The organism is Brevundimonas sp. (assembly GCF_041648115.1).
In the GTDB taxonomy this organism is placed as follows: domain Bacteria; phylum Pseudomonadota; class Alphaproteobacteria; order Caulobacterales; family Caulobacteraceae; genus Brevundimonas.
The window spans coordinates 111,375-123,826 of the sequence record NZ_JBAZPR010000003.1 but is presented as its reverse complement, the minus strand read 5'-3'; the positions used below and the strand labels follow the sequence as shown (position 1 = coordinate 123,826).

Genomic DNA, 12,452 nt, shown 5'->3' with positions numbered 1-12,452 from the left:
TGGCGTCCGCCTCCGCTGCGGCGGCGAGGAAGTGTGGCCGAGTGGTTTAAGGCACTGGTCTTGAAAACCAGCGACGGTGAGAGCCGTCCGTGGGTTCGAATCCCACCGCTTCCGCCAGTCGCCCGATACAGACGCCGGAACTGCCGATGGCCGCTATTACAGGCGAGGTGCGCCTCTGGTCATTGCGGCACTTTGAAATCGCTAAGCATCCGCGCGTTCATTCAGCCACATCGTAAAAGTTGTCCTCGCCGAGCGGGCAGTTTTCTCGAAGCAGAAATGCGCAGCGTTTCAGCGAGCCATCGTGAGTCCCACCACTCTGTTCAGAGTGCATGCATCTTTTGCACGTCACTTCGACTCCATCGACATAGCCATAGTCCCCTTCAACCTGCAGATAATCCGTCTCTGTCGCCACTCTTGCCATTTCGATTTCCCCTCGCAGAACGAAGCCACAACGATGGTCCAGGTTCATAGACCTGCCTCGACCGCTCGACACAATCCAAAAGTCTTGACTACAAGCCCCACAGGTTGAATGACGTTCTTCTTCACGGGGGTGGATATGTCACATCAATCGAACGGCCTGAGCGCCGACACACAGGCGCTGATGGCGTTCGAGTCGAACAAGAAGTCGGCAGGCGTCGCCTATCTGCTCTGGTTCTTCACGGGCGGTATCGGCGGGCACCGCTTCTATGCGGGTCGGACAGGCTCTGCCGTCGGCCAGCTGATTCTGGCGATCCTGGGCTGGACAACCATCCTGCTGGGTATCGGCTTCTTTTTCTTGGGCGCGCTCGGCCTGTGGCTTTTGATCGATGTCTTCCTGCTGGGCGGCATCATCAGCGCCTACAATGCGGACCTTATGCTGCGGCTAAATGCGACGCCACGCCGAGAGAGCGCGTCCGTGGACGATCTGACGAAGTTCGCAGCCCTGCGCGACAGCGGCGCCATCTCCAGCGACGAATACGAAGCCCAGAAGCGTCGCATTCTGGGCGCCCCCGGCAACGCCATCGTCTGACACAGGCGGGTGCCCTCATTAACGCTTGCTATTGCCTCGCCTGACGTTAGGAACCCGGCTCCCCTGCCTGGAGCCCTGCCATGACGGCGACGAAACCGATGACGATCGGGATCGATTTCGGCACGACCAATACGGTCGTGGCCCTGACCGATGCGGACGGCCTCGCCCGGCTGGTGACCTTCGACGCGGTCGAGGGCCAGACCACCACATTCCGCTCGGCGCTCAGCTTCCAGATCCATCAGGGCGTGGATGGTCAGCCGCCCGAGCGCGTGGTCGAGGCCGGGCCCTGGGCCATCGCCGCCTATGTCGAGGATCCGCTGGAGACCCGCTTCATCCAGTCGTTCAAGACCTTCGCCGCCAGCGCCGCCTTCACCGAGACCCGTATCGACAACCGTCGCTATGCGTTCGAGGACCTGCTGGCCGCCTTCCTCCTGCGCCTGCGCCACCATGCGGGCGACGAGTTGGCGAACACCCCGCCCGCCGTCATCGTCGGCCGCCCCGTGACCTTTGCGGGCGGCAATCCTGACGAGACTCTGGCCCTGTCACGTTATCAGACGGCGTTCGAGCGGCTGGGCTTCACCGACATCCGCTATGCGCACGAGCCGGTCGGCGCGGCCTTCTATTTCGCGCGCACGCTGAAGCAGGACGCCACGGTTCTGGTCGCCGATTTCGGCGGCGGCACCAGCGACTTTTCCATCATCCGGTTCGAGCGGACGGACGACGGCCTGCGTTCGACGCCTCTGGCCCGCTCGGGCGTGGGCGTGGCGGGCGACGCCTTCGACTATCGGATCATCGACCAGCTGGTCTCGCCCGAACTGGGCAAGGGCGGTCTCTACAGCTCGGTCGGCAAACAGTTGCCGATCCCGCAGCGCTATTATTCCGCCTTTGCGCGCTGGGATCAGCTGGCCCTGCTGCGCGCGTCACGGGACATGCGCGACATCCGCTCCCTGGCCCGCACGGCGCTGGAGCCGGAGAAGATCGAGCGCCTGATCGAGGTGCTGGACGACAACCACGGCCACGACCTCTACCGCGCCGTGTCCACGCTGAAGATGGCCCTGTCGGCCGACGAAACCGCCACCTTCCTGTTCCAGGCCGGCGGCGTCCATATCGAAAAACCGGTCGCCCGCGCCGACTTCGAACGCTGGATTGCGCCGGAACTGGCCGCCATCGAAGGCGCGGTGGACGAGGCCATGAGCCGCAGCGGCCTGGGCCCCGACGCCATCGACCGGGTCTTCCTGACCGGCGGCACCTCCTTCGTGCCGGCCGTGCGCGCGATCTTCCAGAGCCGCTTCGGCGCAGAGCGGATCGAGACCGGCGGAGAGTTCGAATCCATCGCCGCCGGCCTGGCCCTGATCGGCCGCGAGCCGGATCTGGATTTGTGGAGCGAGAAGGCGGGTTAGAACCTAACTAGAAGCCCTGCGCCCGCGCCACCCGTTCGGCATGGAAACCGGCGTCGCCCAGCAGTTCGTTCAGCACCCGCACCCGCTTCATGAACAGGCCCACGTCGAACTCGTCGGTCATGCCGACGCCGCCGTGCATCTGAACCGCCTCCTGCACCGCCAGCTCGGCGACACGCCCCGCCTTGGCCTTGGCGATGGAGGCCGCCAGCGACGCATCCTCGCGCCCCTCGTCGATAGCCAGCTGGGCGCCGATCGTCACCGCTCGCGCCAGCTCCAGCTCGGAAAACAGGTGCGCGGCCCGGTGCTGCAGCGCCTGGAACTCGCCGATCAGCTTGCCGAACTGTTTGCGGGTCCGCAGATAGTCCAGCGTCGTCTTGAACGCCTGATCCCCCGCGCCGGTCAGGCTGGAGGCCGCACAGGCCCGTCCCAGGTTCAGCGCCCCGTCCAGCAGCGCCTCCCCGCCCCCGACCGCACCAATCACCGCGTCCGCATCGACCGCCACGTCGGTCAGCGTGACCCGCGCTGCGTTGTGCGCATCGACCATCATCGTGCGCTCGACCACGACGCCCGCCGTCGCCGGATCGACCAGGAACAGCGTCGTTCCCTCATCCGCTTCGGCCACAACGATCAGGGCGTCCGCCACATGGCCGTCCAGCACGAAGGCCTTGGCCCCGTTCAGCTTGAAACCGTTGCCGGCCCGATCGGCCCGCGTGGTGATCCGCGACGGCGCGTGCTTGGCGCCCTCGTCCACTGCAAGCGCCAGAATGGCGTCACCCGCCGCGATCCTGGGCAACCAGGCCTGCTGCGTCTGCGACCCGCCCTCGATCAGCACCTTGGCCGACAGGATCGACGACCCCAGATACGGCGACGGCGTCAGGGTGCGCCCCAGGCTCTCGGCGATCACTCCGGCCTCCACGGCGCCCAGACCCATGCCGCCCAGGGCCTCTGGAATGATGACGCCGGCGAAACCCATCTCGCCGAACGCCCGCCACAGGTCGCGCGACACCCCGTCGGCGTCGCGCTCGTTCCGCAGCTTGCGCATGTGGGCGATCGGCGCCCGTTCGTTCAGGAAGCCGTCGGCGGCGTCCTGCAACATCGTCTGTTCTTCGGTCAGGATCAGCGGCATCGTCTCACGCTCCCGGCAGTTGCAGCAGGTGTTTGGCGATGATGTTCAGCTGAACCTCGCTGGTGCCGCCCTCGATGGAGTTGGCCTTGGTCCGCAGCCAGTCGCGAGCCGTCTTGCCGTCGTGCGACCGCTCGCCCTCCCATTCCAGCGCATCGGCCCCGCCCGCCGCCATCAGCAGCTCGTGCCGCCGCTTGTTCATCTCGGACCCATAGTATTTCAGCATGGAAGCGATCGCCGGATGCGCCTGTTTGGCCTTTACCTGATCGCCCACCCGCTCCATCGCCAGGCGGAAGGCGGCGGCGTCGATCTCCAGGTCGGCGATCCGGGCGCGCAGCATGGGCTCGTCCAGCCGCCCGGCCTCGTCCGCGCCGATGGCGTCCAGCGCCACCTGCCCCACGGGCCGCCCGCCCCCGACCTCGCCCATGGCGCCGATCATGGTCCGCTCGTGCGCCAGCAGATATTTGGCCACGTCCCAGCCCCGGTTCAGCGTCCCGACCAGGTTCGCCTTCTCCACCCGCACATCATCGAAGAAGGTCTCGCAGAAGGGCGACTTGCCGCTGATCAAGGTAATCGGCCGCGTCGTCACGCCCGGCGTCTTCATGTCGAACAGCACGAAGCTGATCCCCAGATGTTTGGGCGCATCGGGGTCCGTCCGCACCAGGCAGAAGATCCAGTCGGCCTTGTCGGCATAGGAGGTCCAGATCTTCTGGCCGTTGACGATCCAGTGGTCGCCTTTGTCTTCAGCTTTCGTTTGGATCGCGGCCAGGTCCGACCCCGCGCCGGGTTCGGAATAGCCCTGACACCAGCGGATTTCTCCCCGCACGATCTCGGGCAGGAACCGTTTCTTCTGTTCCTCGGTCCCGAAGGCCAGCAGCGCCGGGCCCAGCATCCAGACACCGAAGCTGGCCAAGGCCGGCTGCGCCTTGATGCGCCGCAGTTCGGACGCCAGCACCTTGGCATGCTCGCGGCTCAGCCCGCCGCCGCCATACTCCGCCGGCCATTCCGGCGCCGTCCAGCCGCGCGCGCCCATCCGCTCCAGCCACAGCTTGTGCGCCGGCGTCTTGAACGTGGCGTCACGCCCGCCCCAGATCATCTCGTCGTCGCCCAACGGGCCGCGACATTCGGCCGGGCAGTTCGCCTCCAGCCAGGCGCGCGTCTCGGCGCGGAATTGCTCCAGCTCAGTCATCCGTCGTCTCCCTTGGCGTGCATCGCTGATCGACCGAAGCCGATGCGAGACAGCGTTGGACGCGACCTTATCCGGGAAATCCTCGCCTTAGAAAGCGAAACCTGAATGCCGATCACTTAGCTGACGTAACGTCAGATCAGCCCGTGGCCCTTGGGCAGTTCGGCGTAGCGGTGAACCCGCGTCGCCATCACCAGGCCGAACCCGATCATGACGGTCAGCATGACGGTGCCGCCATAGGACAACAACGGCATCGGCACGCCCACCACGGGCGCCAGCCCCATCACCATCGCCCCGTTGATCAGCACATACAGCGCGAACGTCGCCGTCACGCCAGACGCCGCCAATCGCCCGAAGTGACTATGCGACAGAGAGGCGATCCTCAACGAGATCAGGATTATGGCCGCATAACAGGCCAGCAGGGTGAAGGTGCCCACGAAGCCGAACTCCTCGGCGAAGGCCGCGAAGATGAAGTCGGTCTGGCGCTCGGGCAGGAACTCCAGCTGGCTCTGGCTGCCCAGGCCGAACCCGCGCCCCAGCGGCCCGCCCGATCCCATCGCGATCTTGGACTGCACGATCTGATAGCCCTTGTCCGACATGTCGGCCTCGGGGTTCAGGAAGGTCAGCACGCGGTGGCGCTGATAATCGTGCATGCCGAACATGACATAGGGCGGCACCAGGACGGCCGCCGCCACGATCAGCGGCACGATGATCCGCCAGCTCAGTCCGGCGACGAACATCATCGCCGCACCCGTCATGCCGATCAGCATGGCCGAGCCCAGGTCTGGCTGGTGCGCCACCAACAGGAACGGCAGGCCGATGATCCCGACCGGGAAGATCAGCTTCCAGTGAAGGCTCGCCTCCTTGGCCGAAGCGCCGTGATACCAGCGCGCCAGGGCCAGAACGACGCCGATCTTCATGATCTCGGACGGCTGGATGCGGGTGAACCCCAGGTCCAGCCAGCGCGTCGCCCCCAGGGCGTGATAGCCCAGCGGCGTCTCCACCAAGGCCAGCAGGAACAACGCCATCCCATAGATAGGATAGGCCAGGGCGAACCAGTAGCGGATGTTGATCATCGACAGCGCCAGCATCAGCGCCAGACACATGCCGAACCGGATCAGGTGCTTCGCCGCCCACGGCGACCACGACCCGCCCGCCACCGAATACAGCATCAGGGCGCCGGTGCCGGACACGACGCACAGCAGCGCCGTCAGCCGCCAGTCGATCTGACTGAGCTTGGTCGAAACGCGTTCGCGCTCGCCGGGCCGTGAAAGAGCCGAGGCGGTCAACGGCCGGGCTCGGACAGATAGGGACGTGGCCCGCTGGTCGCGGAGGGCGCAGGGCGCGCGGCCTGAGGCGTCACGACAACATCCGGCTCGGGCGCGGCGCCGACCAGACCCTCGTCGATGGTGGCGGCGCCGGTCGGTTCGGGCGGCAGCGGCCGTTCGATCCGCGCGCGCATGTCGGGATCCTTCAACAGGACCGTGCGCATCACCTCGCGGGCGCGCGGCGCGCCGGCCGTGGCCCCGCCCTTGCCGCCATGCTCGACGATGACGGCGACGGCGTATCGCGGCGCATCTACCGGCGCGAAAGCGACGAAAAGGTTGTGGTCCTTCAGCGCCCATATCTCGCTCTTTCGCGACCCGGTGCCATAGTTGCGGACCTGGGCCGTGCCGGTCTTGCCCGCCATCTGGATGTCGCCAAGCCCCAGCTGGCTCTGCCGATAGGCGGTGCCGGAACGGTCGTTGGCCACGGCGATCATGCCCTGGCGAACATATTCGACGTGGGCGGGATCGAACGGCAGGTCCGGCGCCTCGGCGCCGCTGGGCTGCTCGACGCCGCCGATCGACTTGATCAGGCGCGGCTGAAGCTGTTTCTTGCCGTTGGCCAGGCGCGAGGTCATGACCGCCAGCTGCAGGGCGTTGACCGTGATCGCCCCCTGCCCGATGGCGACCGACGTCGTCTCGCCCGGATGCCAGACGGGATCGCGCGGGAAGGTCCGCGCCTTCCATTCCGTGGACGGCAACAGGCCCTTGCGCTGGTTGCCCACGCCGATGTCGAACTCGTGCTCGAAGCCCAGGGCCAGACCGGCCTTACGGATATTGTCGACGCCCGCGCGGTTGCACATGGCGTAGAAATAGACGTCGCAGGAGTTCTTGATCGCGTTGTGCATGTTCTGGGTGCCATGCCGCCCCCAACAACGCTGCGTCCTGTTGCCGGTCCGATACGAACCCGAGCAGAAGACCGTCAGGTTCGGATCGACGCCCGCCTCTAGCAGGGCCAACGCCGTCGTGGGCTTGAAGGTCGATCCCGGCGGGAAGGTGCCGTTCAGCGTCTTGTCCAGCAGCGGCTTGCGCTCATAGTCCGCCAGCGCGCGATAGGTCTTGGTCGGCACCCCGCCGACGAACAGGTTGGGATCGAACGACGGCGCCGAGACCATGCACAGGATGTCGCCATTGCGCACGTCCATGACGACACAGGCGCCCGACTCGTCGTCGAACACCTCCAGCGCCCGGTTCTGCACGTCGGCGTCCAGCGTCAGGATCACTTCCTTGCCGGCGACCGCCGGTCGCGACCCGCCGATGTCCTCAGCGACCACGCGCCCGCGTGCATCGACCTCGACCCGGTTGCCGCCCGGCTCGCCGCGCAGCGACAGGTCCAGCGCCTTTTCGACGCCCTGGCGGCCGATGCGGAAACTGGGGTTGAACAACAGGGCCGGCGGCTGTTCGCCCTTGTCGCGGATCGCCTTGACGTCCCGGTCCGACACCTTTGCCACATAGCCGATGACGTGGGCGAACGACCCGCCGAACGGATAGTATCGGGCCTCGTTCATATCGACCATCACGCCGGGCAGCTCGTTGGCGTATTGATTGACCTTGGCGAACTCTTCCCAGGTCAGGTCGCTCTTGACCGGCACGGGGTTGAACTTGGAGGCGGCATTGACGTCGCGGATGATGGCCCGTCGCCGCTCCAGCGTGTCGGGCAGCACCCGCCCCAGCAGGTCCAGCGTCTGGTCCAGATCCTTGGTCTCGTCGCGCACGACAAGCACCCGGAAACTGGGCCGGTTGCCGGCGATCACCACGCCATTGCGATCCTTGATAAGGCCGCGCGGCGGCGGGACCATGCGGAAGTTGAACTGGTTCTGCGACGACAGGGTCGCATATTCCTGAGCCTGCACGACTTGGAGCTGGCCCAACCGCCCGATCAGCGCCGTGATGCCCAGGGCCGTCGCCCCGCCCAGCACGAAAGTGCGCCGCAGGAACGACCCCTGCCGCTCGTTCACGTCCGCAAAGAAGATGGAGGGTTCGCCGCTCATCTGAACCGAATATCCCCGTCGTCGAACCGCTCAAGCATCCAGTTGGCGATCGGAAACAGCAGAAGCGTCGGCACGATCTGACCGATCAGCGGCAGGATCGCTGGCGCATTGGTCACACGAACCGTCACGATCAGATAGGCCATGGCGAAGGCGCTCAGGGTGCAGGCGGCATAGGCGAAAAACCGGATCAGGCCTTCGTGGCCCGCCAGCAGATTGCGCGACAGCAGAACCGCGCCATAGACCGCCATCAGGCACAGCGGCCACAAACCCAACGGACCGTTCCAGAACAGGTCGAGAAACAGCCCCACAAGGAACAGCACCGCCGGCGCGGTCATCGACGGCCGGATCAACGGCCAGGCGAAGGCCAGCACCATGGGAATGACCGGCTCGGGCAGATGCAGGCCGAACAGATGAAACGGCGTTCCCAGCACGACCGTGGCGGCCAGGGTGATCAGCGCCGGATAGATGATCCATTGCAGAGGTCCGACGACGCGGACCGCGACCGGCCGTCTCACGCCGCGCCTCCCGGAGCCGCAGTCGGGGCCGGGGCGGTCGCCACTGGCGCTGGAGGCGGCGTCACGGCCGCCGGTCTCGGCGTGGTCGCTGCCGGGCGTGTCGCGGTCGGCGGCGTTGCGGCAGGCGTCGCAGCCGCTGCGGCCGCAGCGTTTGCAGCACGCGCCCGTTCGGACTGGGCCTGCTGGGCCGTCAGGCGACGCGCGGCGGCGTCGCGGATGGCGCCGACCTCGGCCGCGTTCGGCTCAGGCGCCGTCGTCAGGCCCGCCAGAGGCGGCGCATTCAGCGCGTCGGGGCTGACCAACTGACCAAAGGACTGGAACAACAGCACACGGACATAATCCACCGCACCATGGTCGCTGAACAGTTTGACACGCCAGGCGCCGTCGATGCCCTTCGCCGCCACCCCGACCGGCAGACCGCGCGGCAGACCGCCGCCGTCGCCCGAACTCAGGACGCGGTCGCCCGCCTGGATCGAACCGACGCCGCGAATGAACTCCAGACGGGGGCTGTCGCCACCGTCGCCTGTCAGCATGGCCCGCGCATCGGTGCGTTCGATCATGACCGGGGTGCGCGACGCCACGTCCGTCAGCAGAACCATCCGGCTGACGCCGCTGGTCACGCCGGAAATGCGCCCGACCAGGCCGTGTTCGCTGATCACCGGATTGCCGATACGCACGCCCTTGGCCGAGCCGACGTCCAGCAGCTTGGCGCGATTGAACGGCCCGCGGGCGTCGGAAATCGCCCGCCCCGTCGCCATGGCGACCGCCGGCTCGGTGCGCAGACCCAGCAGGGCCTCATACCGACCATTGATGTTCTTTTGTGCAATCGCCTCGTCGCGCCAGCCGCGCAATTCGACGATCTCGGCCTTCAGCCGGCGGTTCTCGCCGATCGCGAAGAAATAGCCGCCGACATAGTCCCTGGCGGCCCCCGCCCAGCGCACCGGCGCGGCGAAGACACCACCCACCGGCCCGGCCGCCGCTTCGAATCCGCCACGCGCGGCGCCCATGCTGGAGCCGCCCTCGGGCGTCGCTCGGTCGCCCAGCAACAGGACGATCGCCCCGATGACAGCCACGACGACGACTACCGCAGCGGTCCACGCCAGCGGCACCTTGATGTTTTCAAAAGGGCCGTCGCGAAACGCCACGGGCGACCTTCCACTCAAAGGGTTGGAATCGGCAGGACGCCCCCTGCCGCTCAGCCTGCCTATCGCAAAATCAAGGCCGGAATGGAACCGTGATCACGCAGGCCTGACAAGGATTTGCGGCCAAGCTTTCGCCTGGCCGCAACGAACGGATCAGAGCGCGGAGTCGAGCACGCCCTTCATCCAGCGCGGGTGTTCCAGCACGCGGCCGCAACCGATGGCGACGCACGACAGCGGATCGTCCGCCACCGAGACCGGCAGGCCGGTGTGGTCGCGGATCTCGACGTCCAGGCCACGCAACAGAGCGCCGCCGCCCGTCAGCATGATGCCCTTGTCGGCGATGTCGGCGGCCAGTTCCGGCGGCGTGGCTTCCAGCGCGACCTTCACGGCCTCGATGATCTGGGTGACCGGCTCGGCCAGGGCTTCGGCGGCCTGACGTTCCGAGATACGGACTTCGCGCGGCACGCCCTGCATCAGGTCGCGGCCCTTGACCTCGATCGACAGGCCTTCGCCGTCGGCCGGGATACGGGCGGTGCCGATGTCCTTCTTGATGCGCTCGGCGGTCGTTTCGCCGATCAGCAGATTATGGTTGCGACGCATATAGCTGATGATGCTGTCGTCCATCTTGTCGCCGCCGACGCGGACCGAACGCGAATAGACGATGCCCGACAGCGACAGGACGGCGACTTCCGTGGTGCCGCCGCCGATGTCCACGACCATCGAACCGGTCGGCTCGTGGATCGGCAGGCCGGCGCCGATCGCGGCGGCCATCGGCTCGTCGATCAGGCCCACGCGGCGGGCCGAGGCGTTCAGGCAGCTGTCGTTGATCGCGCGACGCTCGACCGCCGTGGCGCCCGACGGCACGCAGACGATGATCTTGGGATTCACGAAACCCTTGCGGTTATGAACCTTGCGGATGAAGTGCTTGATCATCTCTTCGGCGACTTCGAAGTCGGCGATGACGCCGTCGCGCATGGGGCGGATGGCCTCCATGTGGCCGGGGGTGCGGCCCAGCATCTGCTTGGCCTCTATGCCCACGGCGTGAACGACCTTGCGTCCCCCGACATTGCGCAGCGCCACGACCGACGGCTCGTTCAGGACGATGCCCTTGCCCTTCATGTAGATCAGGGTGTTGGCGGTGCCCAGGTCCATCGCGATGTCATTGGAGATCGCGCCGAAAAGGGAAAAACTCATGGGAATCGATACCGTTCTTAGCTGGCAGGGCGTCTTCTGATTTCACAGTCGACCTGGCGACGCCCCAACTGTCTCGACATCCCCACGCCGGACAGTTCCTGATCGTCTTCGCCACGCCTACTAGCGGCGGGTGTGCCTGTATGAAACCGGGATTACAAGCCCTGATGACGGTCTCGTCATATAGGGTTCGCATCGGGCGACCGACCGCCTGTGGATGCAAACCTCACGCCTCCCCCACGCCCTCGCCCCGCACGGAGCCGGAACCGGCGTCGGCCGCCTCCATCGCCGGATAAAGCGTGTCGTCCTCTCGCGCGACACGGTGCGCCAGGGCGCCGATCAGGCCCTTGGTCGCCGTCGCGAACCGGCTCCGGTCCGAAACGATCTTGGCCTGCGTCCACTCGTTGAAATAATGCGTCCAGGCCCCGCTGACCGCGCCCATGTCATCGACATAGTCCTGCGCTAACTGACGAACCGCAGGGTCGTGCGACGTCATCAGCACCGGGTACAGTTCGCCATCCTCTATCACGAGATGTTCGATCAAGGCGGCGTTCAGCGCTCCCATCAGTTCGCGGGCGCGGCCGGCGTCTTCAGTCGTCTTCAGGCTTTCGGCCACCCCGCCCAGCGCGCTGGCCAGGCGGATGATCCGACGATGCTGAGCCTTCAGTATCTCGACATCCATCGCGACACCTCCTGAAGCTTCATCATGCCTCCGATGAATGGAGGTCGTCTAAAGGGAAAACTACGCAAAACCCCTCAGTAAACGCAGTGTCCGGCCTCACTCGCCGCGCGCGATCTCGCGCCGCTTCACCAGTTCTCGCACGACCAGCATCAGCACCAGCCACGCCAACGCCACGCCCGCCAGAATGGCCGAGGTCCAGATCCCATCGCCGCTGACCGCCGTCATGAACGACCCGCCGAAGAAGGCCACCAGCGCGGTCTTGGGCAGCACACCAAGGGCGCATCCAGCCAGGAACCCCGGAAACGACGCCCGCGCCGCGCCAAACGCCATATTGACGACGATGAATGGGGCGGACGGCACGTTGCGGATCATGAAGCTGGCGTAGAAGGCGTTCTTGCCGACGAACCGAGTCAGCCGTCCGACCGTCTTGCCGCCATGCCGCTCCAGCAGCCGCGCCGTCGGTCCCCGCCCCAGCCAATAGGTCACGCCCGCCGACACCACGGTCGCGATCCAGCTGTAGAGGAACCCGAACCACGGCCCGAACGCCACGACGCAGGCGGCGATCAGGATGAACTGCGGCGCGCCGAAAAAGGCCGCGACCGTGAACACCACGATGGCAGCCACCAAGCCCCACGGCCCCTGACGGAAACCGGCCAACCAGTCCTCCAGCCGCCCCTCGGCCTCCAGTCCCAGCTGGCTCTTGCCCACGGCGAACAGGGCGATCATCGCGCCCAGCAACAGGGCCGTCGCCAGCACGGCGCGCCAGCGACGCGCCTCCATATTCGACAGAAAATCGATGATCCAGCGCATCACAGGCGCCGCTTATCACCCCGCCCGCGCATTGGCGAGCTTCAGCGCATTGTCCCGCGCCGCGACCGCGCGTAAACA

12 protein-coding genes and 1 tRNA gene are annotated in these 12,452 nt (G+C 66.4%); 3 read left to right on the top strand and 10 right to left on the bottom strand.

Annotation, left to right across the window (positions count from 1 at the left end; translation table 11 throughout):
- The first annotated feature begins 27 nt into the window (after positions 1–27).
- Positions 28–117 (top strand) — tRNA-Ser (locus WC597_RS03595).
- A 100-nt stretch (positions 118–217) separates the two neighbouring features.
- On the opposite strand, the gene WC597_RS03590 is transcribed toward WC597_RS03595, so the two are convergent.
- The gene (locus WC597_RS03590) at positions 218–469 is read right to left on the bottom strand and encodes a hypothetical protein (RefSeq protein ID WP_372691879.1); all 252 of its coding nucleotides are present in this window, start codon (positions 467–469) and stop codon (positions 218–220) included.
- 87 nt (positions 470–556) lie between these two features.
- Here WC597_RS03590 and WC597_RS03585 point away from each other — a divergent pair, with 87 nt between their 5' ends.
- A complete protein-coding gene (locus WC597_RS03585) occupies positions 557–1,009 on the top strand; it encodes an NINE protein (protein WP_372691877.1) in 453 nt (150 codons plus the stop codon).
- Between the two features lie 80 nt (positions 1,010–1,089).
- Positions 1,090–2,409 carry an Hsp70 family protein gene (locus WC597_RS03580; protein WP_372691876.1) on the top strand — a complete coding sequence of 440 codons (1,320 nt, stop codon included), beginning with the start codon at positions 1,090–1,092 and terminating at the stop codon, positions 2,407–2,409.
- A 7-nt stretch (positions 2,410–2,416) separates the two neighbouring features.
- On the opposite strand, the gene WC597_RS03575 is transcribed toward WC597_RS03580, so the two are convergent.
- The 9 genes from WC597_RS03575 to WC597_RS03535 all read right to left on the bottom strand — a co-directional run bounded on the left by WC597_RS03575 (position 2,417) and on the right by WC597_RS03535 (position 12,374).
- Positions 2,417–3,535 carry an acyl-CoA dehydrogenase family protein gene (locus WC597_RS03575; protein WP_372691874.1) on the bottom strand — a complete coding sequence of 373 codons (1,119 nt, stop codon included), beginning with the start codon at positions 3,533–3,535 and terminating at the stop codon, positions 2,417–2,419.
- Positions 3,536–3,539: 4 nt separating this feature from the next.
- Positions 3,540–4,721 (bottom strand): acyl-CoA dehydrogenase family protein, encoded by a 1,182-nt coding sequence (locus WC597_RS03570; protein WP_372691872.1) that lies wholly within the window; start codon positions 4,719–4,721, stop codon positions 3,540–3,542.
- 131 nt (positions 4,722–4,852) lie between these two features.
- Complete coding sequence (gene rodA / locus WC597_RS03565) at positions 4,853–6,007, bottom strand: rod shape-determining protein RodA (protein ID WP_372691870.1); 1,155 nt, start codon at positions 6,005–6,007, stop codon at positions 4,853–4,855.
- The gene (gene mrdA, locus WC597_RS03560; RefSeq protein WP_372691869.1) at positions 6,004–8,034 is read right to left on the bottom strand and encodes a penicillin-binding protein 2; all 2,031 of its coding nucleotides are present in this window, start codon (positions 8,032–8,034) and stop codon (positions 6,004–6,006) included. Before mrdA ends, rodA begins: the two co-directional genes overlap by 4 nt.
- A complete protein-coding gene (locus tag WC597_RS03555) occupies positions 8,031–8,549 on the bottom strand; it encodes a hypothetical protein (protein ID WP_372691867.1) in 519 nt (172 codons plus the stop codon). Before WC597_RS03555 ends, mrdA begins: the two co-directional genes overlap by 4 nt.
- Positions 8,546–9,694: a rod shape-determining protein MreC gene (gene mreC / locus WC597_RS03550; RefSeq protein ID WP_372691865.1), complete on the bottom strand. Its 1,149-nt coding sequence runs from the start codon at positions 9,692–9,694 to the stop codon at positions 8,546–8,548. Before mreC ends, WC597_RS03555 begins: the two co-directional genes overlap by 4 nt.
- A 150-nt stretch (positions 9,695–9,844) precedes the next feature.
- On the bottom strand, positions 9,845–10,885 hold the full coding sequence (locus WC597_RS03545) for a rod shape-determining protein (protein WP_017504801.1): 1,041 nt from the start codon (positions 10,883–10,885) through the stop codon (positions 9,845–9,847).
- 223 nt (positions 10,886–11,108) lie between these two features.
- On the bottom strand, positions 11,109–11,564 hold the full coding sequence (locus WC597_RS03540; protein WP_372691863.1) for a hemerythrin domain-containing protein: 456 nt from the start codon (positions 11,562–11,564) through the stop codon (positions 11,109–11,111).
- Positions 11,565–11,660: 96 nt separating this feature from the next.
- Complete coding sequence (locus WC597_RS03535; RefSeq protein WP_372691861.1) at positions 11,661–12,374, bottom strand: TVP38/TMEM64 family protein; 714 nt, start codon at positions 12,372–12,374, stop codon at positions 11,661–11,663.
- Between the last annotated feature and the right edge of the window lie 78 nt (positions 12,375–12,452).

Excerpts from the sequence above, each read along its gene's own strand:
- WC597_RS03545 (WP_017504801.1), bottom strand. The coding sequence starts at position 10,885 with ATGAGTTTTTCCCTTTTCGGCGCGATCTCCAATGACATCGCGATGGAC.
- WC597_RS03585 (WP_372691877.1), top strand. The coding sequence starts at position 557 with ATGTCACATCAATCGAACGGCCTGAGCGCCGACACACAGGCGCTGATG.
- WC597_RS03580 (WP_372691876.1), top strand. The coding sequence starts at position 1,090 with ATGACGGCGACGAAACCGATGACGATCGGGATCGATTTCGGCACGACC.
- WC597_RS03570 (WP_372691872.1), bottom strand. The coding sequence starts at position 4,721 with ATGACTGAGCTGGAGCAATTCCGCGCCGAGACGCGCGCCTGGCTGGAG.
- mrdA (WP_372691869.1), bottom strand. The coding sequence starts at position 8,034 with ATGAGCGGCGAACCCTCCATCTTCTTTGCGGACGTGAACGAGCGGCAG.
- WC597_RS03590 (WP_372691879.1), bottom strand. The coding sequence starts at position 469 with ATGAACCTGGACCATCGTTGTGGCTTCGTTCTGCGAGGGGAAATCGAA.
- WC597_RS03535 (WP_372691861.1), bottom strand. The coding sequence starts at position 12,374 with ATGCGCTGGATCATCGATTTTCTGTCGAATATGGAGGCGCGTCGCTGG.
- WC597_RS03575 (WP_372691874.1), bottom strand. The coding sequence starts at position 3,535 with ATGCCGCTGATCCTGACCGAAGAACAGACGATGTTGCAGGACGCCGCC.
- WC597_RS03540 (WP_372691863.1), bottom strand. The coding sequence starts at position 11,564 with ATGGATGTCGAGATACTGAAGGCTCAGCATCGTCGGATCATCCGCCTG.